This window comes from Streptomyces sp. NBC_00009 (genome assembly GCF_045040855.1).
Classification (GTDB): domain Bacteria; phylum Actinomycetota; class Actinomycetes; order Streptomycetales; family Streptomycetaceae; genus Streptomyces; species Streptomyces aureus.
In genome coordinates this window covers 6086420-6107917 of the sequence record NZ_CP108312.1, presented here as the reverse complement: position 1 = coordinate 6107917, position 21498 = coordinate 6086420, and the positions used below count along the sequence as shown (strand labels likewise).

General features: G+C 72.6%; 25 protein-coding genes and 1 pseudogene. 13 read left to right on the top strand and 13 right to left on the bottom strand.

Annotated elements, in window-relative coordinates:
• Positions 1-33 precede the first annotated feature (33 nt).
• Together OHA58_RS27575 and OHA58_RS27570 are read left to right on the top strand one after the other, a co-directional pair.
• A complete protein-coding gene (locus OHA58_RS27575; protein ID WP_405482104.1) occupies positions 34-939 on the top strand; it encodes a pseudouridine-5'-phosphate glycosidase in 906 nt (301 codons plus the stop codon).
• Complete coding sequence (locus tag OHA58_RS27570; protein ID WP_405482102.1) at positions 936-1907, top strand: carbohydrate kinase family protein; 972 nt, start codon at positions 936-938, stop codon at positions 1905-1907. The genes OHA58_RS27575 and OHA58_RS27570 overlap by 4 nt, the downstream gene beginning before the upstream one ends.
• A gap of 28 nt (positions 1908-1935) precedes the next feature.
• Here the strand turns inward: OHA58_RS27570 and OHA58_RS27565 are convergent, their stop codons facing one another.
• On the bottom strand, positions 1936-2733 hold the full coding sequence (locus tag OHA58_RS27565) for a methyltransferase domain-containing protein (RefSeq protein WP_405482100.1): 798 nt from the start codon (positions 2731-2733) through the stop codon (positions 1936-1938).
• A 165-nt stretch (positions 2734-2898) separates the two neighbouring features.
• On the opposite strand from OHA58_RS27565, the gene OHA58_RS27560 reads away from it, so the two are divergent.
• Entirely contained in the window at positions 2899-4044 is a 1146-nt protein-coding gene (locus OHA58_RS27560; protein ID WP_405482098.1) for a magnesium and cobalt transport protein CorA, read from the top strand.
• An 88-nt stretch (positions 4045-4132) separates the two neighbouring features.
• Here OHA58_RS27560 and OHA58_RS27555 read toward each other — a convergent pair whose 3' ends face one another.
• Positions 4133-4552 (bottom strand): CBS domain-containing protein, encoded by a 420-nt coding sequence (locus OHA58_RS27555; RefSeq protein ID WP_405482097.1) that lies wholly within the window; start codon positions 4550-4552, stop codon positions 4133-4135.
• Between the two features lie 127 nt (positions 4553-4679).
• Entirely contained in the window at positions 4680-5330 is a 651-nt protein-coding gene (locus OHA58_RS27550; RefSeq protein ID WP_227294103.1) for a uridine kinase, read from the bottom strand.
• A gap of 83 nt (positions 5331-5413) precedes the next feature.
• On the opposite strand from OHA58_RS27550, the gene OHA58_RS27545 reads away from it, so the two are divergent.
• The 3 genes from OHA58_RS27545 to OHA58_RS27535 all read left to right on the top strand — a co-directional run bounded on the left by OHA58_RS27545 (position 5414) and on the right by OHA58_RS27535 (position 8297).
• Positions 5414-6136 carry a DUF2293 domain-containing protein gene (locus tag OHA58_RS27545; protein WP_405482095.1) on the top strand — a complete coding sequence of 241 codons (723 nt, stop codon included), beginning with the start codon at positions 5414-5416 and terminating at the stop codon, positions 6134-6136.
• 97 nt (positions 6137-6233) lie between these two features.
• On the top strand, positions 6234-6713 hold the full coding sequence (locus tag OHA58_RS27540) for a DUF1772 domain-containing protein (protein ID WP_405482093.1): 480 nt from the start codon (positions 6234-6236) through the stop codon (positions 6711-6713).
• 93 nt (positions 6714-6806) lie between these two features.
• Entirely contained in the window at positions 6807-8297 is a 1491-nt protein-coding gene (locus OHA58_RS27535; protein ID WP_405482092.1) for a glutamate synthase subunit beta, read from the top strand.
• Between the two features lie 43 nt (positions 8298-8340).
• Here the strand turns inward: OHA58_RS27535 and OHA58_RS27530 are convergent, their stop codons facing one another.
• Positions 8341-8859 carry a carboxymuconolactone decarboxylase family protein gene (locus OHA58_RS27530; RefSeq protein WP_405482090.1) on the bottom strand — a complete coding sequence of 173 codons (519 nt, stop codon included), beginning with the start codon at positions 8857-8859 and terminating at the stop codon, positions 8341-8343.
• A 41-nt stretch (positions 8860-8900) separates the two neighbouring features.
• Between OHA58_RS27530 and OHA58_RS27525 the strand changes: the two genes are divergently transcribed.
• Entirely contained in the window at positions 8901-10322 is a 1422-nt protein-coding gene (locus tag OHA58_RS27525; protein ID WP_405482089.1) for a PLP-dependent aminotransferase family protein, read from the top strand.
• A 63-nt stretch (positions 10323-10385) separates the two neighbouring features.
• Here OHA58_RS27525 and OHA58_RS27520 read toward each other — a convergent pair whose 3' ends face one another.
• Both OHA58_RS27520 and OHA58_RS27515 read right to left on the bottom strand, forming a co-directional pair.
• Positions 10386-10658, bottom strand: coding sequence for a DUF397 domain-containing protein (locus OHA58_RS27520; RefSeq protein WP_405482087.1), 273 nt, complete (start codon positions 10656-10658; stop codon positions 10386-10388).
• A complete protein-coding gene (locus tag OHA58_RS27515) occupies positions 10659-11528 on the bottom strand; it encodes a helix-turn-helix transcriptional regulator (RefSeq protein WP_329574362.1) in 870 nt (289 codons plus the stop codon).
• A 342-nt stretch (positions 11529-11870) separates the two neighbouring features.
• On the opposite strand from OHA58_RS27515, the gene OHA58_RS27510 reads away from it, so the two are divergent.
• The gene (locus OHA58_RS27510; protein WP_405482085.1) at positions 11871-12518 is read left to right on the top strand and encodes an ATP-binding protein; all 648 of its coding nucleotides are present in this window, start codon (positions 11871-11873) and stop codon (positions 12516-12518) included.
• Complete coding sequence (locus tag OHA58_RS27505; protein ID WP_405482083.1) at positions 12506-12958, top strand: hypothetical protein; 453 nt, start codon at positions 12506-12508, stop codon at positions 12956-12958. The genes OHA58_RS27510 and OHA58_RS27505 overlap by 13 nt, the downstream gene beginning before the upstream one ends.
• Positions 12959-12977: 19 nt before the next feature.
• Here OHA58_RS27505 and OHA58_RS27500 read toward each other — a convergent pair whose 3' ends face one another.
• Together OHA58_RS27500 and OHA58_RS27495 are read right to left on the bottom strand one after the other, a co-directional pair.
• Entirely contained in the window at positions 12978-13157 is a 180-nt protein-coding gene (locus OHA58_RS27500) for a hypothetical protein (RefSeq protein WP_165914427.1), read from the bottom strand.
• A gap of 152 nt (positions 13158-13309) precedes the next feature.
• The gene (locus OHA58_RS27495) at positions 13310-13993 is read right to left on the bottom strand and encodes a DUF899 domain-containing protein (protein WP_405482082.1); all 684 of its coding nucleotides are present in this window, start codon (positions 13991-13993) and stop codon (positions 13310-13312) included.
• Between the two features lie 213 nt (positions 13994-14206).
• Between OHA58_RS27495 and OHA58_RS27490 the strand changes: the two genes are divergently transcribed.
• Positions 14207-15046 carry a serine protease gene (locus OHA58_RS27490; protein WP_405482080.1) on the top strand — a complete coding sequence of 280 codons (840 nt, stop codon included), beginning with the start codon at positions 14207-14209 and terminating at the stop codon, positions 15044-15046.
• 9 nt (positions 15047-15055) lie between these two features.
• Here OHA58_RS27490 and OHA58_RS27485 read toward each other — a convergent pair whose 3' ends face one another.
• Positions 15056-16909, bottom strand: a complete 1854-nt coding sequence (locus OHA58_RS27485) for an FUSC family protein (RefSeq protein ID WP_405482078.1) — start codon at positions 16907-16909, stop codon at positions 15056-15058.
• Between the two features lie 199 nt (positions 16910-17108).
• Here OHA58_RS27485 and OHA58_RS27480 point away from each other — a divergent pair, with 199 nt between their 5' ends.
• Positions 17109-17729 carry a 2'-5' RNA ligase family protein gene (locus OHA58_RS27480; protein WP_405482077.1) on the top strand — a complete coding sequence of 207 codons (621 nt, stop codon included), beginning with the start codon at positions 17109-17111 and terminating at the stop codon, positions 17727-17729.
• On the opposite strand, the gene OHA58_RS27475 is transcribed toward OHA58_RS27480, so the two are convergent.
• The 3 genes from OHA58_RS27475 to OHA58_RS27465 all read right to left on the bottom strand — a co-directional run bounded on the left by OHA58_RS27475 (position 17684) and on the right by OHA58_RS27465 (position 20046).
• Positions 17684-18466: a nucleotidyltransferase family protein gene (locus tag OHA58_RS27475; protein WP_405482076.1), complete on the bottom strand. Its 783-nt coding sequence runs from the start codon at positions 18464-18466 to the stop codon at positions 17684-17686. The two genes, OHA58_RS27480 and OHA58_RS27475, sit on opposite strands and share 46 nt — an antisense overlap.
• 72 nt (positions 18467-18538) lie before the next feature.
• Positions 18539-19138: a Uma2 family endonuclease gene (locus tag OHA58_RS27470; protein WP_405482075.1), complete on the bottom strand. Its 600-nt coding sequence runs from the start codon at positions 19136-19138 to the stop codon at positions 18539-18541.
• Positions 19139-19266: 128 nt separating this feature from the next.
• The gene (locus OHA58_RS27465) at positions 19267-20046 is read right to left on the bottom strand and encodes a hypothetical protein (RefSeq protein ID WP_405482074.1); all 780 of its coding nucleotides are present in this window, start codon (positions 20044-20046) and stop codon (positions 19267-19269) included.
• A gap of 504 nt (positions 20047-20550) precedes the next feature.
• Here OHA58_RS27465 and OHA58_RS27460 point away from each other — a divergent pair.
• Positions 20551-20732: pseudogene (locus tag OHA58_RS27460) on the top strand (FCD domain-containing protein); the annotation flags it as partial.
• 83 nt (positions 20733-20815) lie between these two features.
• Complete coding sequence (locus OHA58_RS27455) at positions 20816-21229, top strand: (2Fe-2S) ferredoxin domain-containing protein (RefSeq protein WP_405482072.1); 414 nt, start codon at positions 20816-20818, stop codon at positions 21227-21229.
• A 104-nt stretch (positions 21230-21333) separates the two neighbouring features.
• Here OHA58_RS27455 and OHA58_RS27450 read toward each other — a convergent pair whose 3' ends face one another.
• Positions 21334-21468 carry a hypothetical protein gene (locus OHA58_RS27450; RefSeq protein ID WP_405485434.1) on the bottom strand — a complete coding sequence of 45 codons (135 nt, stop codon included), beginning with the start codon at positions 21466-21468 and terminating at the stop codon, positions 21334-21336.
• Positions 21469-21498: the final 30 nt, after the last annotated feature.

Here is a 21498-nt window from a genome sequence, read left to right as displayed (position 1 = left end):
TGAGGAGAGACCCGACAGGCAGGAGGCAGGCGCGTGGTGCTGGTGTCCGATGAGGTGCGGGAAGCGGTGGCCGCGGGCCGGCCGGTCGTGGCCCTGGAGTCGACGATCATCGCGCACGGGCTGCCGCGCCCGCGCAATCTGCGGGTGGCGCTCGAACTCGAAGGGCTGGTGCGCGCCGAGGGCGCGGTGCCCGCGACGATCGCCGTTCTGGACGGGCGGCCCCATGTCGGCCTGGACAAGGGCCAGTTGGAGCGGGTCGCGACGGAGGACGGCATCCGCAAGCTGAGCCACCGTGATCTCCCGCTCGCCGTGGCGACGGGGGCGAGCGGGGCGACGACCGTGTCGGCGACAGCGCTGCTCGCGGCGCACGCGGGGGTACGGGTGTTCGCGACGGGTGGGCTCGGCGGCGTGCACCGGCGGTGGACCGAGACGCAGGACGAGTCGGCGGACCTCGGGCTGCTCGCACGGACGCGGATCACCGTGGTGTGCGCGGGCGTCAAGTCGATCCTGGACGTACCGGCGACCCTTCAGCGGCTGGAGACCCTGGGTGTGTCGGTGGCCGGGTACGGGACCGGCCGCTTCCCGGGCTTCTACCTCTCCGACTCGGGCCATCCGGTCGACTGGACGCTGGGCGAACCGGCCGAGGTGGCCGGGGTGATGCGGGCTCAGGACGCGCTGGGCGGGCCCGAGGCCGCGCTGATCGTGGCGAACCCGGTACCCGAGGCGGAGCAGCTCGATCCCGCGCTCCACGCGCGCGTGCTCGACGATGCGCTGCGGGCCTGCGACGCGGAAGGCATCACGGGGCAGGCGGTCACGCCGTTCCTCCTGGACTACCTGGTTCGGCACACGGACGGCGCCTCGCTGGAGGCCAACCTCGCGGCGGTACGCGGCAACGTACGGCTCGCGGCGCGCATCGCGGCGGCCTGGGCGCGGCCGTGAGCGGAACCCTCCTGGTCGTCGGGGACGTCGTCACGGACATCGTGGCCCGGCACGACGCCCTGCTCGCGGCGGGCACGGACACGGCTGCGGAGATCCGTACGCTGCCGGGTGGCGCGGGGGCGAACGTGGCGTGCTGGGCGGCCCGTTCGGGCTGTTCTGATGTGGCGTTGCTCGGGCGGGTCGGCGCCGACTCGGTGGCCTGGCACGAGGAGGCGCTCACGCGCGCGGGGGTGCGTCCCCGGCTCGTCGTCGACCCGGAGGCGGCGACCGGCACGGTGATCTCACTGGTCGACACGGGGGCCGGCGCCGAGCGGACGTTCCTCACGGACAGCGGGGCCTCGCTGCGCCTCTCCCCCGCCGACTGGTCCGCGGACCTGCTCGGCGGGGTCGCGTGGCTGCATCTGTCCGGGTATCTGTTCTTCTCCGCCGAGGGGCGCGCACTGGTCGCGGCGGCGCTGGGCTCGGCACGCGCGCGTGGGGTGCCGGTGAGTGTCGATCCCGCGTCGGCCGGCTTCCTCACCGGGCTGGGACCCGACCGGTTCCTGGCGCTCGCGGAGGGCGCGGAGGTCCTGCTGCCCAGCCGGGACGAGGCGGAGCTGCTGAGTGGCGCCGGGGACGCGGAGGACGCGGCGGCGAAGCTCAGCGGACGGTTCCCGCTGGTCGTCGTCACGTCGGGGGTCGCGGGAGCGGTGGTGGCGCAGGGCGGGGCGGTACGCGCGCGTGTGCCGTCGGTGTCGGCGGTGGCGCGGGACTCCACCGGGGCGGGCGACGCGTTCACCGGCGCGTTCCTCGCCGCGTGGCTGCGGGGCGCAGGGCCACGGGAGGCGGCGGCGGAGGGGTGCCGCGCGGGGGCGCTGGCGGTGGCACGGGTGGGCGGCCGGCCTCCGCCGCTCCGAGAGCGACCCGGACCCGTACTCCCCGCGGGAGAAGACCCTGACCCGTCCGCCGAGAGCGACCCGGCCCCGTAGCCCCCGCCAAGGGCAGAAGCCACAGGCCCTAGGCCCGCTTCCGTCCCCACGCCGAGATCAGCGGTGCCGTCGCCAGGTCCATCGTGCCGGTCGCGACGTCGGCCAGGTGGCGGTCGATCTCCTCGTCCGTGGCGTGGCCCGCGCGGACCAGGGACTCGCGGATCTGCTGGAACGTGGCCGTCTCCAGGGCCTCGCACGCCTCGGACGTCAGCGGGAAGTACGCGTCGGCCTCCACCTGGCGCAGGCCGGCCTCCCGCAGCAGCCTCGGCAGCCTGCGGCCGTACGACAGGTCGGCGCCGCGCTCCGCGAGCAGTTCGCGGAAGCCGCGGCGCAGCCGGTTCGCCAGCTCCTCGGCGGGGCCGTGCTCGTCGGGGCAGGCCAGCGGCTGGAGTGCGGGGTCGGCGTCCTCGACGAGCAGCCGTCCGCCGGGCCGCAGCGCGCGCAGCATAGACTTCAACGCCCGCTCCCTGTCGGGCACATGGACCAGGACGAGCCGGGCGTGGACCAGGTCGAATCCCTCGGTGGGCGGCTCGTCGGCGGCCACGTCGTGGCGGCGGACCTCGATGGGGGAACGGGCGGCGGACGTCTGCCACGAGGTGTCGATGTCGGTCGCGAGGACCTTCCCGGTGGGGCCGACCTTCTTGGCGAGCCAGTCGACCACGGAGGTGCCGCCCGCGCCGACCTCCCAGCAGCGCCAGCCGGGGCCGATGCCGAGCCGTTCGATGTGCCGGAACGTCGTGGGGTCGAAGAGGGTCGAGAAGGCGTCGAAGCGCCGGCCCGCCTCTTGCTGCCGGTTGTCCAGGAGATAGCCCTCGGGTCGCGTCATGCCGCGATCATCCCAGTTGTCCGGCCCGGTCCCGGGAGGCGGTTCCGCGCGTTCCGAAGGGGAGCGTTCCGTTCCCCCAGGGGCCGTGGGCGTTGTCGCCGAGAGCTGGCAGACTGGCCCGCCGAGTCACCGAAACACGACGTCAAGCCGCGCGAGGAGCCCCGCATGTCGATGGCAGGCAACCTGCGGAAGGTCGGAGATCTCCGGAAGGTGTCCGACCTGCGCAAGGTCGGAGGCCTGAGAAGAGTGGCGCGCCTGGCGCGGCGGCACCCCCGCGTCGACCTCAGCCACCCCTCCCGCTCGCCGCTGGGTTCGGCGGTCGTCAAGTGCGTGACGTACCGGGACGGGGTCCGCGAGCAGGCCGGGCGCGATCTGGTGGACGCGGTCGACCGGGTCCGCAAGTCCGACGACGGCTTCGTCTGGCTGGGGCTGCACGAGCCGACGGAGCTGGAGTTCGCGGACATCGCCGAGCTGTTCGACCTGCACCCGCTGGCGGTCGAGGACGCGGTGCACGCGCACCAGCGGCCGAAGGTCGAGCGGTACGGGCAGACGCTGTTCGCCGTGTTCAAGACCGTCTGTTACGTGGAGCACGCGGAGCTGACCGCGACCAGCGAGGTTGTCGACACCGGCGAGATCATGGTGTTCATCGGCCGGGACTTCGTGATCACCGTGCGGCACGGGAGGCACGGCTCGCTCGGCCCGGTGCGCGAGGGTCTGGAGGCGGACCCGGGGCAGCTCACCAAGGGCCCGGCCGCCGTGCTGCACGCGATCGCCGACCACGTGGTGGACGACTATCTCACCGTGATCGACGCCGTCCAGTCGGACATCGACCAGGTCGAGACGGATGTGTTCGCCGAGGACGGGGCGCGCGCCGACCCGGGCCGGATCTACCAGCTCAAGCGCGAGCTGCTCGAGCTGAAGCGGGCCGTGGTGCCGCTCGCCCGGCCGATAGAGGAGCTCGCGGGCCGCCCCTTCCAGGTGGTGGCGCCGGAGATACAGGCGTACTTCCGGGACGTCTCCGACCACCTTCTGAGGGCCGCCGAACAGATAGCGTCCTTCGACGAGCTGCTGAACTCGATCCTGCAGGCCCATCTCGCCCAGGTGACGGTCGCCCAGAACGAGGACATGCGCAAGATCACGGCCTGGGCCGCGGTCGTGGCCGTGCCGACGATGGGCTGCGGGGTGTACGGGATGAACTTCGACCACATGCCGGAGCTGCACTGGCAGTTCGGGTACCCGCTGTTCCTGGGCGTGATCGCGAGCATCTGTTTCGTCCTGCACCGCGCCTTCCGGCGCAACGGGTGGCTCTGAGCCCGCACGTTGTACGTGGTGGCAGGCCGTTCTACGTGGTGGCGGGCCGCTCCTGGGGAAGCGGCCCGCCGGATCGTGACCTCAGGGGTCAGCTGCTGGCGTAGACGCTCCCGACCCAGGTCGACATCTGGTCGTCGGTCAGGTGCGCCGCGAGGTCGGCCTCGCTGATCATGCCGACGAGGCGCTTGTCCTCGATGACGGGGAGCCGGCGGATCTGGTGGCCCTGCATCTCCTGGAGGACCTCGTCGACGTCGGCGCCCGCGTCGATCCAGCGGGGCGTCCCCTGCGCGAGGTCACCCGCGGTGATCGCGGAGGGGTCGTGGCCCATGGCCACGCAGCCGATCACGATGTCGCGGTCCGTGAGAATCCCGCAGAGGCGTTCGTTCTCGTCGCTGATGGGCAGCGCGCCCACGTTCAGCTGCCGCATGAGCTGGGCTGCGCGGTCCAGGGTCTCGTGAGCGGGGATCCACTGCGCACCGCGGTGCATGATGTCTCCGGCGGTGGTCATGGGTACCTCCCGGTGCCGGTGCCGGCGCGGCACGGTCGCGCCGCAGGTCCCGGCGCCATTCATTCTTCCCGCCCTGCCTTGGGCCCGCACCTGGGAGCGGCCCCGCACCGACACGTGAGCGCGCCCGTCACGAGGGCAGCCCGCCCCAGGCCGGATGCCGGGGGTCGTCGGCCCGTACGACCACGTCCGCCGTGCCGGCCGGGTCCGTCTCGCTCTCGTAGCGCTCGAAGGCCGGCAGCGTCCACTGCTCGTCCTCGGGCGTACGCCGTCGCAGCGCGCCCGGCGACAGCTTCAGGTGCACGGTCAGGTCGAACGGGAACCAGTGCCCCATGAGCAGCGGCCCGTGCAGCAACAGGACGCCGCCGGGCGGCAGTTCGACGTAGGCGCTGCGTGTCGCGCGGTCGGCCGCCGGGTCCCACAGGTCCGGCAGGACGCGTCCCGTGCCGCCGGGTTCGAGCGGCCCGAAGACCTCGCGCCACAGCGCGGCCGTGTCGAACCAGCCGCTGTAGTACGCCTCCACGTCCTCGCGCCCGTACTCGAAGCGCAGCGAGGCGGGCCGCAGGAACCCGCCCGTGTCCACGGCGAGCGAGGGGCGTCCGCGCACCCGCAGCGCCTCCCCGACCAGTGCGGCGAGGTCACCGGGCCGGGCGGCCGGCGGGCCGTCGACGGCGATACGGGGCCACGGACTCCCGTCGCCCGGCTTCAGTTCGAGCAGCCGCTCGGCGAGAGCGTCGCCGAGCCGTTCCCAGGTGATCGCTTCGAGTCGCACGCGCCTCATGATGCCTCGCACCCGGGACGGGATCCGAGGGGACCCGTACCCCCGCGACGCGTTCTCGCCCGCACGCGGGGAATGAACCGCGTATGACCGCCAAGGCCCGGCCCGACCGCGCTGCTCACCGCCGGACTCCCCCGCCGCACACCGGGCTCGGCGGGCCGGTCGTCGTGCAGCCGCTCAAGCGCCGGCAGTGCGCGGAGTGCCGCCGGGAACCGCTGGACCTGCTGACCCTGGAGGACGGGGCGCCGCGGTGCCTGGACTGCGCCGACCTCGGGCATCTCGTGTATCTGCCGCGCGGCGACTGGGCGCTCACCCGCCGTGCCAGGGAAGGCAGTTCGCTGTCGGCTGTGGTCGTGCGCTTCCATCGGCGGCGCGGTCGTTACGAGCGCCAGGGCGTCCTCGTGGAGGAGGATGCGCTGGCCCGCGCCGAGGAACGGTGTCTGGCGGACGCGGATGCGCGGGCGAGGCGCCGGGCGCGGGACGCGGCGCGCAGGGCGGCACAGGACGTGTCGTTCACGGCCGCGTTCGCCCGGGAGATCCTGCGGCTCTTCCCCGGCTGCCCGCCGGACCGGGCGGAGGCGATCGCGGCCCACGCGTCACTGCGCGGCAGCGGCCGGGTGGGGCGCAGCGCGGCGGGCCGCGCCCTGTCGCAAGCCGCGGTGACGGCGGCGGTGCGGGCGGCGGTGCGGCACACGGAGACCGCGTACGACGCGTTGCTGATGAGCGGGGTGCCGCGGGGCGAGGCCAGGCGGAGCATCGCGGTGCTGGTGGAGGCAGTTCTGGCTGCGTGGCGCGCGCGGGCATCGTGAGAAACGTGTACGCCGCACGGTGGCGGCCGTCTCCTCCGTGCGGCAGGATCTTGACCGGACCGCGACGCCAACGGCATCGCCGGCGGGGGGAGTTGTGATGATCGAGGGACCGTACTTCGTGCTCACCGTCCTGGGCGCGCTCGCCTGCGGGGTGTCGGCGGGCGTCTTCATCGCGTTCTCGGCCTTCGTGATGAAGGGGCTCGCGGCGCTGCCGCCCGCGCAGGGCATCGCGGCGATGCAGGCGATCAACGTGGCCGCGGTCAGCCCGGCGTTCATGGTGGTGTTCCTGGGGGCCGTGGCGCTGTGCGTGGTGCTCGCCGTCGTGACGTTCGTGCTCTGGCCGGAGCAGGGCACCGTGGAGCTGCTGCTCGGCAGCGCGCTCCAGGTGGTCGGCGCGTTCGGCGTGACCGTCGCCGCGAACATCCCGCGCAACGACGCGCTCGCGAAGCTCGACCCCGAGGCGCCGGACAGCGCGGGACCGTGGCGTACGTACGTGTCCGAGTGGCTGATGTGGAACCACATCAGGGGTGGTGCGTCGCTGGCCGCGTCGGCCGCGTTCATCCTCGCCCTGACCTGAGCCTTCGCGTCCTGCCGCACCCACACCGGCGCCCCTGCGCACCGGGGGAAACGGACGTATCGTGGCGAGAAGGACACGGCAAGGGAGACGGCCATGGCCGACCCCAAGGGCTTTCTCACCACCCCCCGGCAGGAGTGGCCACGCCGCCCTGTCGAGGAGCGGGTCCGTGACTGGGACGAGGTGTACGTCCCCGGGGCGCTCCTCCCGATCGTCGAGGCGCAGGCCGACCGCTGCATGGACTGCGGCGTCCCGTTCTGTCACGAGGCGTGTCCGCTCGGGAACCTCATTCCGGAGTGGAACGAACTCGTGTCGCGGGACGACTGGCGGGCGGCGAGCGACCGGCTGCACGCCACGAACAACTTTCCCGAGTTCACCGGGCGCCTGTGCCCCGCCCCGTGCGAGGCGGGCTGTGTCCTGGCGATCAACCAGCCGGCCGTGACGATCAAGAACGTGGAGGTCGCCATCGCCGACCGCGCCTGGCAGGACGGCCTCGCCCCGCCCAAGCCGCCCGACCGGCTGTCCGGCGCCACGGTCGCCGTGGTCGGCTCGGGCCCGGCGGGGCTCGCGGCCGCCCAGCAGCTCACGCGCGCGGGGCACACGGTCGCCGTCTTCGAGCGGGACGACCGGCCGGGCGGCCTGATGCGCTACGGCATACCGGCTTTCAAGATGGAGAAGCGCCATCTGGACCGCAGGCTGGCGCAGTTGAGGGAAGAGGGGGTGCGTTTCCGTACGTCGACGGAGGTCGGTCGGGACATCGGCGCGGCCGAGCTGCGGTCACGCTACGACGCGGTGGTCCTCGCGGTCGGCGCCACGGCCTGGCGCGAACTGGACGTGCCAGGGCGGGAGTTGACCGGGATCGTGCAGGCGATGGAGTATCTGCCGCTGGCCAACCGCGTGTGCGAGGGCGACATCGACGCCTCCCCCCTGTCGGCCGCGGGCAAGCACGTCGTGATCGTCGGCGGCGGCGACACCGGCGCGGACTGCCTGGGCACGGCGGTGCGCGAGGGCGCCGCGTCGGTCACGCAGCTGGACATCTACGGGCAGCCGGGCGCCGAGCGCGACGAGCTGGCCGAGCCCTGGCCGACGTATCCGAAGATCTACCGGCTGTCCGCCGCCCACGAGGAGGCCGGGGAGCTGCGGACCGCGCCCGCGGCGGACGCCGACGCGCGCCTGTTCGCGGCGTCCACGCTGCGTTTCGAGGGGGACGAGCGGGGGCGGGTGAGGGCGCTGCATCTCGTCGAGGTCGACGAGGCGCGGCGGCCCCGGGAGGGCACGTCCCGGGAGCTGCCCGCCGATCTGGTGCTGCTCGCCCTCGGCTTCTCGGGGCCCGAGCGCGGCGCCGGCGGCCCGGTCGGCCAGCTCGGCCTGGCCGTGGAGGACCGCGGCACGCTCGCCCGCGACGCGCGGTTCACGACCTCGGTGCCCGGCGTGTTCGCGGCCGGGGACGCGGCCCGCGGCCAGTCGCTCATCGTGTGGGCGATCGCCGAGGGCCGCTCGGCCGCGGCCGCGGTCGACCACTGGCTGACCGGCTCGACGCGGCTGCCCGCGCCGATCGGGCCGTACGACCGTCCGATGACGGCCTGAGCCCGTCGCCGGCCTGAGCCCGTCGCCGGTCGGCGCTCGTCGTTCATTTGCGCTCGTCGGTGCCCGCGACCTTGCCGGTCGACAGGGCGATCCGGTTCCAGGTGTTGATCGTGAGGATCAGGGACAGGACGTGCGCCAGCTCCTGCTCGTCGAACTGGGCCGCGGCCTCGGCGTAGACGTCGTCGGGGACGCCGCCGTCAGCGACGAGCGTGACGGCCTCGGTGAGGGCGAGTGCCGCGCACTCCCGGGCGCTGAAGAAGTGCCGGGCCTCGCGCCACACGGCCACCATGTGCAGCCGGTCCTCGCTCTCGCCGGCCTTGCGCGCGTCGTTGGTGTGCATGTGGAGGCAGTACGCGCAGTGGTTGAGGTGCGAGGCGCGGATCTGGATCAGCTCGACCAGGGCCGGGTCGAGGCCCTCGCGGGCGGCGGCGTCGAAGCCGATCAGTGAGCGGAAGACCTTCGGCGCGGCCTTCGCGAAGTCGATGCGGCCGGCCGGGTGGGCGTGGGAGTGGGAGTGGAAGTGGGTGTTCGCCGTGGTGATCGTGTTCGTCGTCATGACCATGAATCTACGGGCCGGATAGACCTCTTGTAGGGTGCATTTCCATGGCAGATTCATGGGTCAATTCCGCTGAGCGCATCGGCGCCGACCTGCATCTGGACCTGTCCGGTGCGGGCAGCCGCAGGGCCGCTCTCATGGGGGCGCTGCGTGACGCCGTGCGCTCGGGGCGGCTCGCTCCGGGCACCCGGCTGCCGCCCTACCGTTCGCTCGCCGCCGACCTGGGCGTCGCGCGCAACACGGTCGCCGACGCGTACGCGGAGCTCGTCGCCGAGGGCTGGCTGACCGCACGGCAGGGTTCGGGGACGCGGGTCGCCGAACGCGCGGGGCCGCCCGCGCCCGGCCGTGTCCCGAAGAAGGGTCCGGCTCGCACGCACGGGCCACGCCACGACCTCCGCCAGGGCACACCCGACGCATCGTCCTTCCCGCGCGCGGAGTGGGCGGCCGCGTACCGGCGCGCGCTGCAGGCCGCGCCGAACGAGGCATTCGGGCCGGGCGATCCGCAGGGCCGCGTCGAGCTGCGGGAGGCGCTCACGGAGTATCTGGCCCGCGCGCGCGGGGTACGGACGGAGCCGGACCGCATCGTGATCTGCTCCGGCTTCGCGCACGCCCTGCGGATTCTGTTCGACGGCCGGGTGCTGCGCGGACCGCTCGCCGTGGAGTCGTACGGACTCGGCTTCCACCGCGAGATCCTGACGGCGGCCGGCGTACGGACGCTGCCCCTGACGCTCGACGAACACGGCGCGCGCGTCGGGGAGTTGAGGACTGGAGCGAGCCGGGCGAGGGCCGCGCTGCTCACACCGGCGCACCAGTTCCCCACGGGCGGCCCGCTGCACGCGGAGCGGCGTACGGCGGCCGTCGACTGGGCACGCGCGCGTAGCGGGCTGATCGTGGAGGACGACTACGACGGCGAGTTCCGCTACGACCGCAGGCCCGTCGGCGCGGTACAGGGCCTCGACCCCGAACGGGTGGTCTATGTCGGCTCGGTCAGCAAGAGCCTGTCGCCGGCGCTGCGGCTCGGCTGGATGGTGCTCCCGCAGGGGCTGGTGGGGGATGTCGTCGCGGCGAAGGGCGAGCGGGAGGCGTGGGCGAGCGTGCCGGACCAGCTGGCGCTCGCGGACTTCCTGGTCTCGGGGGCCTACGACCGGCATGTGCGGCGGATGCGGCAGCGGTACCGGGGGCGGCGGGACCGCCTGGTGGAGGCGCTCGCCGAACGGGCGCCCGGGGTGGCGGTCACCGGGATCGCGGCGGGGCTGCACGCGGTGCTGCGGCTGCCCCCGGGGACCGAGCGGTCCGTGGTCAAGGCCGCCGCGTGGGGCGGTGTCGCCCTCGACGGCCTCGCCGAGTTCCGCCATCCGGAGGCGACGATGCCGCACACGGACGGGCTGGTGGTGGGGTACTCGACGCCGTCGGACCACGCCTACGGCGCCGCGCTGGACGCCCTGTGCGGGGTGCTGCCACCTGACTGAGACCCGACAGCGGCTACCGGGTCCGCCGGAGAGGCAGGCCCGCGGCTCGCGCACCCCATCCGCTCACGAGAGCAGGAAGTCCGCCGCCCCGGCCTTCGCGCCCTCGATGAACGCGGTGATCTCGCCCGGGGTGTAGATCAGGGCGGGGCCGTCCGGGTCGGCCGACTGACGCATCGCGACCCGGCCGTCGGCCAGCTTCATCGCTTCCACGCAGTTGCCCCCGTTGCCGCCGCTCCAGGGCTTGTGCCAGCCCTCGGTGCCGAGGTCGCGGGCGGGCATCCCGTTGTAGATGACCTCCCCGTCGACACCTCGTATGCGGGCCTTGATCCGATCCATTCACAGCTCCTTGCGGAGATCCCGGAGGATGTCCTTTGTGCGATGTGCCGTCGCGGCATGTGCCGCCATGCGGTCCATGACCTCGAGGTGGGTGGCCACCTCGGGGCGCGCGTCGAGGTAGACCGCGCCGGTCAGGTACTCGCTGTAGACCATGTCCGGCAGTTCTGACATGGCAAATCGGAACAACACGAAGGGGCCGTACGTGCCGGGGTGCGGGCCGGCGGCGAACTCGGCGATCTGCAGCGTCACGTTGGCCAGCTCCGTGACCTCGAGGAGCCGGTCGATCTGGCCGCGCATCACGTCGGGGCCGCCTACCGGGCGCCGCAGCGCGGTCTCGTCCATGACCATCCACAGGCGCGGGGCGTCCTCACGGGTGATCAGCTCCTGGCGCTGCATCCGGAGCGCGACATGCCGCTCGACGACGTCGGGGTCCTCGGCGAGGGCACGGCCGACCGCTCCGGAGCGCAGTACGCCACGCGCGTAGTCCTCGGTCTGCAGGAGCCCGGGAACGAAGTGGGGCTCGTACGACCGGATGAGGCTGGCGGCGCCCTCCAGGCTCACGTACATCGAGAACCAGCCGGGCAGGATGTCGTGGAACCGCTGCCACCAGCCGGGTTTGTTGGCCTCTTCGGCGAGCGTGACGAAGGCTTCCGCCTCTTCGTCGGTGACGCCGTAGGACTTCAGGAGGAGCTGGAGGTACGGGATCTTCAGGCCGACCTCGGCCATCTCCATGCGGCGGACCGTGGCGGGGGCGACGCGCAGGACCTTCGCGGCCTCCTCGCGCTTGAGCCCGGCGCGTTCGCGCAGATCCTGGAGGCGCCGGCCGAGGACGACCTGGCCAACGGTCGGAGCGGACCGCGGTTCGCTCACGCCCCCTACCTCCCAGTCGTCCCTGTGGTCCTGTTGCGGTCGCGCATGTGGTCGCGCTCCCAGAGGGAAGCCGGACCGCTCTGACGCCCGGTCATTTCGGGCAACTTCCCTGAAATCGTTGGCATTTTCGCCATGACGGGCGCCGTACGGCACACCGCCGTCAGCAGTGTGCCATGGCTCGGTGCCCGAGCACACTGCACTCTGCACTTTTCAGAGTGGCTCTTGCCAAGTGTTCACGACGGGGAGATAGTGGCAAGCGTGACTCCGTCCGTGCCGTTAGGAACAGAAGTCGGCGAAGCTACGCTCGGTGACGAAACCGATGCGCGCTCCGGCGCCGCGTCCGTGCGCCGCAGCAGCTTCGAACTGGCTCCCCACCCGGGTTCTGCCGCTCAGGCCCGGAAGCTGACGCGCGCCCACCTCAGCGGCTGGGCAGTGTGCGATGACACCTGCGACGCGGCCGCCCTGGTGATCTCCGAGCTGGTCACGAACGCGATCGTCCACACGGCGAGCAGCCGCATAGTGTGCGAGCTCCACGACAGTGACGACCGGATCCGGATAGCTGTGCGTGACGAGGGCTGGGCCCCCGGCGAGCCGCATCCCGCCCGCCGTGTCGCGCCGGAGGAGGAGCACGGGCGTGGCCTGTTGCTCGTGGCGGCGGTGAGTACCGCGTGGGGCGCGCAGGAGACCGGCCCCGGACTTCTCGTGTGGGCCGAGCTCGCACGCGACGCGGACAGCGCGCAGGACGCGAGCGCCGCCCAAGGACACTCCCCCGTCGCGGGACCCCATGGGATTCCCCGGCCGCACCGCAGCGGTGAACCGCACACCGGCGGAGCACCTCACTCCCCCGACATGGGACCGGGCACCGAATCGGGCCCTGCCTTCGACACACAGCAGTTCGAGTCAGAGTTCGAGACGGGGTGCGGCACCGGCTTCGGCCCGGCCGCCGGCCCCGGTACGGGGACGGGGGCGGGAGCCGGATGGGTGTGGTGACGACGCGCACGAGGGATCTCGACTCGCTGGTCCGGCTCTCCCGGCAGCGGCAGATCCTGCGGACCGCCCCGCTCAGACTCGCCGTCCCCGACGGCATGACCGCCCCGCTCGGCTGCGACGCCGTCGCGGTGCCCGAGGCGTGCGGGCGCGCCATGGTCGCGCGGCTGCCGCGCATGGGCTGCGTGTACGCCGACGGTGACCGCTGGTGGTGGATCGTTCCCTCGGACTCGGACGTCGCGCTGGAGTGGCCGGCCCCGGCCAGTTACACGACCGGCGCGCTGGTTCCGGACGCGCGGCGCGCGCCCGGACTCATCCACCGGCCCGACGGCAGCGTCCCGTACACCCCGCCGATCCCGCTCTATCTCGCGCTGTGCCGGGTCACCGGCACGACGCCCGCCTGGTCCCGCTCGATCGGCGCGGGCGCGGCCGACGCAGCCTGAACCGCACGCTCCACCCGGATCAGCCCGCGACAGCCTCCGCGCGCGGCACGATCACCAGGAAGGCGTCCGTCGCGAGGTCCATGACGACCTCCGCGGGCTGACCCTCCAGACGCCGGTCGCGTGCGAACTCCTCGGCCGGCCACGACCCGCGCGGTCCCCCCGCGGGAAAGCGTTCAAGTACCACTCGTCCGTCGATCATCGTGTACCCCTGCCCCCGTCGTCGTACGTGCGCTGTCGCGCGTTCTTACGGAGAAGAACGCCCGCGAGGCGCCCGAGGGCTCGCAACGTGACGACAATGACACCGAGTTGAGACGCGCGGCGCCACTACGTACGTAGCAAATGGCCGCCGCGTCAGTCCAGATACTCGTCGTGGTAGCGGACCCGCGCGCTGCCCGCCGGGGCTCCGAGCGCCGACGCCCGCCCTTGCGGCTCCTCCCACTCCTCCTGCCGGCCGAGCGCGGTCAGGTCGAGCAGGCTGTTGATGGAGCCGATGCCGTCGAGGCCACGGCCCGTCGTGGAGTACGTGTGGTAGACCCGGTCGCCGTCGCGCAGGAAGCAGCTGAGGCCGGGCAGGTCGCAGGGCTCCTCGTCCGCCGCGAAGCCGAAGTCCTGGTTGAAGTCGCTCGTGGCCGACGAGTACCAGGGCACCGTCCAGCCCATGCGGGCCTTGAACGGCAGGAGTTTGGTGAACGGGGCGCGCGACACGGCCGCGAACTCCGTGCCCCTGGCGCGCAGATGGGAGAGGTGCCCGATCTGGTCGAGGAACGCGGAGCAGTTGGGGCAGCCCGCGTCCTGGTCCGGGCCGAACATGAAGTGGTAGACGATGAGCTGGGAGCGGCCCTCGAACAGGTCGAGGAGCTCCGCCTTGCCGTCGGGCCCCTCGAACACGTACAGCTTCTCGATCTCCACCATGGGCAGTTCGCGGCGCTGCGCGTTGAGCGCGTCGCGGGCGCGGGTCACCGCCTCCTCCCTGGCGAGCAGTTCTTGGCGCGCGCCGAGCCACTCCTCGCGGGTGACGACGTTCGGCAGCCCCATGGGTCCTCCTCGGGTCGGTACTCCTCAGGTGGCTGACCGGGGGTCTTCGCGGAACTCATCGCTCGGCGGCAGAAAAACTTTCGCACTTCTTCCGGGGGATCCGTTGTGTTCGCTGAGCATGCACTGTTGTCCGCTGACGCCGACACCACCACAATGCACATGTCAAAACCGGTAGTTGTCGGTTTCAGCAATCAACGGGAGAGGACCCCCCACATGAACAAGCCTCTCGTCGGTGCGGTGTTCGGCCTGCTCCTCATAGGAGCAACAGCCGCGCCCGCCACGGCAGTCGGAGCCCAGCACGAGGCCAAGGCCAGGGCCAAGGCGGTCACCTTCGCCGGGACGGTGGCGCTCAGCAACTGCTCCGGGTCGGTCGTCCGCGTGCCGGACTCCCAGCCCACGGACCCGGCCCTGGTCATGTCCAACGGGCACTGCCTCGAGAGCGGATTCCCCGGCCCGGGCGAGGTCGTCGTCGACCAGCCGTCGTCGCGCACGTTCAGCCTGCTCAACTCCGCGGGCAGCAAGGTCGCGACGCTGCGCGCGGACAAGATCGCGTACGGGACGATGACTGACACGGACGTCTCGCTCTACCAACTCACCAGCACCTACGAGCAGATCGAGAGCTCGTACGGCATCAAGGCCCTCGAACTGTCGGCCTCGCACCCCACGGCGGGCACGGCCATCACGGTCGTCTCCGGCTACTGGAAGAAGACCTACAGCTGCAACATCGACGGCTTCGCGTACCGCCTCAAGGAGGGCGAGTGGACCTGGAAGGACTCGGTCCGCTACACCTCGACGTGCAACACGATCGGCGGCACCTCGGGCTCCCCCGTCGTCGACCAGGCGTCCGGCAAGGTCGTCGCGGTCAACAACACGGGCAACGAGGACGGCGCCCGTTGCACGGACAACAACCCGTGCGAGGTCGACGAGAACGGCACCGTCACGGTCCGCAAGGGCATCAACTACGCGCAGGAGACGTACGGGATCGTGCCGTGCGTCGGGATCGGCAACAAGATCGACCTGAGCGCGGCGGGCTGTGAGCTGCCGAAGCCGTAACTCTCTTTCTTAAGCGGTGAGTTCCGCGAGCAGCGCGTCGATCCGTTCGGCGTGCTGCTCCGGGACGCGGCCCGTGTCGTCGAGGTGCACGGCGCAGGACGTGGTCGTGTCGACGAGGGCTTCGAGGGTGACGGCTACGCCCTCCGTGCCGGCCGTGTGCCGGGCGAGCGGGGGAAGTTCGGCGGCGGCGAGGTCGATCGCGGTGCGCGCCTCGGCGAGCGCGCGGTACGCCTCTCGGCGCAGGGTCCAGCGTCCGGCGCGGTCGTCGGATCCGCTGAGCACATGGAGTACGTAGGCCTGCGCGGCCTCGCCGGCGGTGGACAGGCGCGTACGGACGGCGCCGCCGCCACTACCCGGCACGGGCAGCGGCAGATGGCCCACGCACAGCACGATCGCGCACGCGAGCAGCGTCTCCCCGATCCGGGCCGGCGCCATCTGCGGCTCCCCGCCCACCATCACGAGGGCCAGCACGAAGACGGTCACGACGGCGGTCTGGGCGGCGAAGTGCCGGGTGGCTACGGGGATCAGCGCACCGCCGAGCACCACGAGCGCGACGGGTCCCGCGGGGCCGGGCAGCAGCGCGGCGAGCCCCGCGAAGAGCGCCGCTCCGAACACCGTCCCGAACGCCCGGCACAGCACGCGCGACGCGAGCGGCCCGAGATCGGGCTTGACGAGGAAGACGGCGGTCGCGGGCAGCCAGTACCAGTGGGCGTTGTGCAGGAGCTGCGCGACGGCGGCACCGGCCCCGAAGCAGAGCGCCACCCGGATCCCGTACTCGCGCCCGGCGGGGCCGACGGCTCTGCGCAGGGCGGTGACGGGGGTGCGGGGGCGGGTGTGCAGTGGCTTGGCCCCGGCGCCGCGCCGGGGCCTCACGCGTACGTTCCGTCGCGCGCGTGCCGGCCGGTGGCGTTCCCGTACCGGACCGTCGAAGGCCACGGCCGCATGCAGCAGTGCCTCGTCCAGCGCGCGCAGGGCCGCGTCGGAGCGGGCGGGCGCGGGCAGCGGGCCGCACGGCTGCGCGGTGCGGACGGCGTCGGCGAGGCGCCACAGGCCCTCCGACGCGCGGTCCGGGAGGGGGCTTCCCGCCCAGGCGAGGGCCGTGGCCGCCTCACCGAGCGGCAGGGCGGCGGCGTACTGCGCGTGCAGCAGGCGTTCTTCGCGCGAGCCCGCGTACCGGCGCAGGCGCGGTCCGGACAGGGCGTCCTGCGCGTGGTCGAGCGCGGCGGTCAGGGCGACACGGTGTGCGGCGGCCCGGGGTGTGCCCGCCGCGTCGACCAGCCCGGCGACGGCCGCGTACACCTGGGCGACGGCGGCGCGTTCACCGTCGAACCGGTACGCCCCGCGCCCGCCCGGCGACGGCAGCACGGCCCGCAGCACGAGCAGCCAGCCCGCGCCCGCGAGGAACAGCAGGGCGCGCCCCCCGCCGGTCTCGGGCAGCGGCATGCCGGCGCCGATCGCGACGGCGACGAGGAGTTGTGTTCCGCAGGCGGACGCGATCGGCCCGACGGCGCTGACGGCGCCGCCCGCGAACCCGAGCAGCGCGAACACGCCGATCAGCGCGGCGGGACCGGCAAGCGCGCCGAGCCAGGTGCCGAGGGCGAGCCCGCCCGCACCGACCAGGGCGGGGACCCCGATCCGGGGCACCGCGGCGCGACGGCTGCCGGGCCGGTCGTTGATTCCCGCGAACATGGCGCCGAGCGCGGCGAGCACCCCGGCGGAGGGGCGCCCGGCGAGCAGGGCCGCCACGAGGAGCGGCCCTGCGGCGAGGGCGCCGCGCACGACGGCACTCCATGGGACGGGTCCGCGCTGGGCGCGCAGCGCGTGGCCGAGCCAGGGCGGAAGGGGGCGGGGGGTGGTGCGCACGGTGCTCCTGTCGGCGACGGCGGTTCCGGGGCGGGGGTGTGCCGCGGGACGACGTCGGCCTGGGCTGATGCGTCAACGGTAGGTGGCGTATTTGGAGCGAAAGGTACGTGCGCGTTTCCACGATGTGACGATGTGAGGGACTTCCCGGACCGGGACCTCCGCAGGTCACGCGGGTGGCGCCGTGGCAGGATGGCGCGCCGTGAGCAGCGAGGACGGCTGGCCGGACGTGCCCGGCGACACGACCCTGACGATTCGGATCCCGGAGGCGGACGCGTTGGTACGGGCCCCCTTCCCGGCCCACATCACCGTCCTGTACCCCTTCCTCCCCGCCGCGCGGATCACGCCGGAGGTCCACGCCGAGCTGTCGGCGCTGTTCGCGGACCGGGACCCGTTCGACCTGACGTTCGCGGAGTTCCGCCGCTACCCGGGTGTCCTCTATCTCCCGCCCACCCCCGAGGACCCGCTCCGCACCCTCACGAAGTCGCTACGGGAGCGCTGGCCGGAGGCGGTCCCGTACCGGGGCGTGTTCGGGCCGGAGGGTCTGGACCCCCACCTCACGCTCGCGAACGACGAGGGGCCGGAAACGTACGAGACGGCGTACGACGCGCTGGAGCGGGAACTGCGACCGATGCTTCCGGTGACGGCGCGCGTCGGGTCGGTGCGCCTGATCGTGACGGACGGGCGGGTGTGGGAGGACAGCGCGGTGTACGAGCTGGGGCGCTCGCCTGCACCACCTGCACCACCTGCACCACCTACTCAACCTGCTCCGCCGGCTCAGGTCCTGCGCGCGGAGTCGACGACGCTCTCCAGGAGGAGCTGAGTCCGGTCGACCACGTCGGCCAGGTCACCCGATGCCCCCGCGAGCAGGCTGTGGACGCCCAGCAGGCCCGCCCGCTCCAGGAGCCGCTTCTCGTTGGTGACCCACTCGCCGCGTGCGGCGAGGACCGCGTGCGCGGCCGACATCGCGGCCACGGCGACGGCCCCGTGGACTTCGGCCCTGCCGCCCTGGGGCGCGTTGTTGGCCTTGGCGTAGTGCAGCGTGCCGGAGGCGCGCCCCCACCACATCTCGGGGGCCGCCTTGCGCAGGGCCTCGGGGTAGCGGTCGGAGCGGGGCACCGTACCGCTCAGCACCTGATTGACGGCGAGCTCGGCGACGACGAGGTAGGTCGGGATCCCGGCCAGATGGAACATCAGCGGCTCCCAGCGGACCCGCCCCCGCCCGGCCTCGGCCAACTCCCGCTCCACCACGTCGAGATCCCGGTAGTGGACGTCGACGCGCCGCCCGTCGACGGTCAGCCAGGCCCCACCGTTGAAGACCCCGCCACCCCACCCACCGATCTCGGATACCTCCCCTTCCCACCCGACGCCCCGCAGGTCGTCCGGCTGGAAATCACCCCGGTAGTAGATCGCGAAGTCCCAGTCGCTGTCGGGCCGTTGAGTGCCCTGGGCCCGCGACCCACCGAGCGCGACGGCCCGCACCCCTGGTAGTGCGGCGAGCCGCTCGGCGACGTGGTCGAGGAAGACGTCATCGGTCATGACTTCGCTCTCGGCAGGCATGGGGGCACGCTATCCAGGGCGTGAGCGACCGCGCGACGGATTTCATAGCCGACCTCGAACGGTGGCACGTGCTCAATGGCTCGAAGTCGGACGTGTGCCGTACACAGCCAGCCCACCTGTAGCGAGATCGCCGCCGAGGTCGGCGGGCAGTGGAACGGACTCGCCGTACTTGCCGTGGATGATGCCCCGGTATCCGTCCTCGGCGGGGCGAGTGAACAGCGTCCACGTTCCCGTGCGCGGGTCGACCTGCAGCAGGCGGGACACGCGCGCGGCCGCGTACCACTCGGTCTTCTCGTTGATGCCCTTCAGCCGCTCGCTCGGCGAGATGACCTCGACGGCCAGCTCCACCGCATCCCCCTCGAGCAGCCAGCCGTCCGCCTCCTTGAACGCTCGAGGCCCAATGGTCAGATCCGGGGTCGCGTAGTCGTCCGGATCGTCCGGCATGGGAACGGAGACGTTCTCGTAGGCCTCGTACTCAGCGGCAAGCCCGGGGCGTACGGCATCACGCAGGTCGATGACGATCCCCGCGTGCTTGCCGCTCGGGCTGGGCGACATCACGAGCTTTCCACCGACGATCTCGACCCGCATTCCCGTTGCCTGCTCAATCTTCTCGGCGGCTTCGCGCAGGTGCCCGCGACGGACGGGGATGGAGTGGTGGGCTGGGCTGGCCAAGGTGTCTCCTCCTTGCCTGCTTCGGGCAGTCCCCCTCCGGATCCAGCACCGGACGGCATACGGCTCACCTCACATTACGGCAGGGGGCTTCGGCGCTACGGGCGCCCGAGAAACCGCCTCGTCCTCGGTCACGCGGCCGGACGGCAGTCGCGGCACCGGGCGTCAGGGTCGTGGCACCGGAAAGCGCGCTCGCAGCCGTCGCAGGTCTGGAGCGGGGCGACTTTCAGTGCGGCAGCACCGGCGGAAGCGGGACGCGGGTCCGGTGGCAGCGGGGGCGGGAGGAGGCTGGCGAGGCGATGTTCCAGGAAGCGGGACGGGTGGTGGATGGCGGTGGGGTGTGGTGGCAGGCCCGCGGTGAGGGTGCGGGTGATCTGGTCGGGGGTGGCGGAGCGTTCCAGCCAGGCATCGACTGCGGGCGCGAGGTGGTGCACATCGCGGGCGGAGAGCAGGAGCCGCGGATCGGCCAGGCGCAGCCGGGCCAGGAGCTCGCCGGCCGGGCCCTGCGGTGGAGGCGACTCGACATGCCCTTTTGGCTGTACGAGGGGCGGTGCGGCCGGTGCCTGGGCGGTGTCGGCTCGGGGCCGCTCCGGACGATCGACGTGACCGTGGCTGCCGGCGCGCGTATCGGGCTTCGGGCGCACAGGCGTAGGTGTGCAACCGGGCCGGTCGTAGAAGAACGTACGCGTGGCGACGCGGCCACCGCCGAGGGCGACACGGCGGCGCTCCAAGTACCCCGCCGGTTGGAGTTCGTTGAGCGCCCGGCGAACCGTCGTCTCCCCCTCGCGAAAGCGGAGCGTCAGCGACTTGACGGTGACGGAGGCGCCGTCGGGCAGCGACTGGATGTGGACGCCGAATCCGATCGCGACCGCGGACAGCCGCGGATGCTGGGCGAGATGATTGCCGACCACCGTGAACCGGTCGGTGTGACGGTGGCGTACGTGGAGGACTCCGGCGCGGGGAGCACCGGGTGCGCGGGCAGCGCCGCGCTAGACTGCGGATCAGCCGTGGGAAGGGTCTTAGCCTTCTACTTGGTGAGGCCCTCGGCCTGGATTGCCGTCCTGCCGGGGGCCGTCTTCTGTTTTGGGTTGTCGCGGCCGACCGTACCCCACCGATTCGGCGTTCGGACACTCCATCACCCGTTCGTGTGGCAGCGGGAGTTGAGGTGCAAGAGGGTGGGGTTGGTTGGGTTGGTTTCTCTCCCACAATCCTTTGAAAGACGGCGCGCGTCACCGGAGTACAGGTTCCCGCGGCCCGGCGGTCACCTGGGCAATTGGCTGGGTTACGGCAGGGAAGCCTCCGTCCAGACAGTCTTGGTATGGGCGTCCGAGGTGTCACACAATCTCGATACGGAGTGTGCGCTCGGCGACGACCGTGAGCCGCAGGCGAAAGTCCCGACCCCGCACCTGTCCGTGCTGCGCCGGCTGACCCGGCGCAACGAGGAATGTCCCCAACTGCTCACCGAACACCGGGATTTGTACCAGGCCGTCGCCTCCGGCGATCCCGAGCGGGCCCGCGCGCGTGCGCTCGCGCATGTGCCACGAATCTCGCGTCGACGCAGCGGCATCTCTTCGGGGAGGACTCCGGCGAAGCGTGACGGACCCGCGTGCGGCGCGGGCACGGTCAGCGGCGACAATCAGTGCTGACCTGCGAAGGAGACCCATTCTACGAAGGAGACCCGTGCCCACCCGCATCGCGATCGGCGCCGCCCGTACCCGCCCCTGCACCCTCGTGGTGTGCCGGGGCTGCTGCTGCGGCAACTCGGCGAAGTACCCCGGCTACGACCACGCGTGGCAGCTGGAGCGGCTGCAGGCCGCGGCCGACTCGTCCGGCGGGCGGGTTGCTGTACGGGTGACGGACTGTCTGGGCCCGTGCGACCAGGCGAACGTCATGGTCGTTCAGCCGTCGGGCGAGGGCCGACGGCGCGGCGGGCGCCCCGCATGGGTGGGCTGGTCGATGGGGGACGACGCGACGGACGAGATCCTGCGCTGGGCCGAGGCGGGCGGCCCCGGGATCGCCCCGGCCCCGGCCGCCCTTGAGCTCCAGTTCATCGAGACCCCGGGCGAACGGACCCGCCGCCGCACCCGCCGCTGACGGCGTACGCCTGACCGCCGACCGCCGACCGCCGACCGCCGACGCAAACGCCGACGCCGACGCCGACCGCTACGGCTGACCGCTGTCGGCCCGCCGCACACCCCTCACGTCCAAGCCGCCCCCGCCGCCACGAACCCGCAGATCAGCACGAACAGGATGGCCAGCAGCGGCCAGATGAAGCGCAGGTACTTGTCGTAGCCGACCTTGGCCGTCGACTTCGGCTTGCAGGTCCCTGGCATCCCTGGCGTCCATACCCCTCGCTGTCCGGT

Excerpts from the sequence above, each read along its gene's own strand:
- OHA58_RS27545 (WP_405482095.1), top strand. The coding sequence starts at position 5,414 with ATGACCGCCAAGGCCCGGCCCGACCGCGCTGCTCACCGCCGGACTCCC.
- OHA58_RS27550 (WP_227294103.1), bottom strand. The coding sequence starts at position 5,330 with ATGAGGCGCGTGCGACTCGAAGCGATCACCTGGGAACGGCTCGGCGAC.
- OHA58_RS27450 (WP_405485434.1), bottom strand. The coding sequence starts at position 21,468 with ATGCCAGGGACCTGCAAGCCGAAGTCGACGGCCAAGGTCGGCTACGAC.
- OHA58_RS27540 (WP_405482093.1), top strand. The coding sequence starts at position 6,234 with ATGATCGAGGGACCGTACTTCGTGCTCACCGTCCTGGGCGCGCTCGCC.
- OHA58_RS27490 (WP_405482080.1), top strand. The coding sequence starts at position 14,207 with ATGAACAAGCCTCTCGTCGGTGCGGTGTTCGGCCTGCTCCTCATAGGA.
- OHA58_RS27560 (WP_405482098.1), top strand. The coding sequence starts at position 2,899 with ATGTCGATGGCAGGCAACCTGCGGAAGGTCGGAGATCTCCGGAAGGTG.
- OHA58_RS27520 (WP_405482087.1), bottom strand. The coding sequence starts at position 10,658 with ATGGATCGGATCAAGGCCCGCATACGAGGTGTCGACGGGGAGGTCATC.
- OHA58_RS27495 (WP_405482082.1), bottom strand. The coding sequence starts at position 13,993 with ATGGGGCTGCCGAACGTCGTCACCCGCGAGGAGTGGCTCGGCGCGCGC.
- OHA58_RS27500 (WP_165914427.1), bottom strand. The coding sequence starts at position 13,157 with ATGATCGACGGACGAGTGGTACTTGAACGCTTTCCCGCGGGGGGACCG.
- OHA58_RS27505 (WP_405482083.1), top strand. The coding sequence starts at position 12,506 with ATGGGTGTGGTGACGACGCGCACGAGGGATCTCGACTCGCTGGTCCGG.
- OHA58_RS27525 (WP_405482089.1), top strand. The coding sequence starts at position 8,901 with ATGGCAGATTCATGGGTCAATTCCGCTGAGCGCATCGGCGCCGACCTG.
- OHA58_RS27565 (WP_405482100.1), bottom strand. The coding sequence starts at position 2,733 with ATGACGCGACCCGAGGGCTATCTCCTGGACAACCGGCAGCAAGAGGCG.
- OHA58_RS27555 (WP_405482097.1), bottom strand. The coding sequence starts at position 4,552 with ATGACCACCGCCGGAGACATCATGCACCGCGGTGCGCAGTGGATCCCC.
- OHA58_RS27530 (WP_405482090.1), bottom strand. The coding sequence starts at position 8,859 with ATGGTCATGACGACGAACACGATCACCACGGCGAACACCCACTTCCAC.
- OHA58_RS27535 (WP_405482092.1), top strand. The coding sequence starts at position 6,807 with ATGGCCGACCCCAAGGGCTTTCTCACCACCCCCCGGCAGGAGTGGCCA.
- OHA58_RS27475 (WP_405482076.1), bottom strand. The coding sequence starts at position 18,466 with ATGCCTGCCGAGAGCGAAGTCATGACCGATGACGTCTTCCTCGACCAC.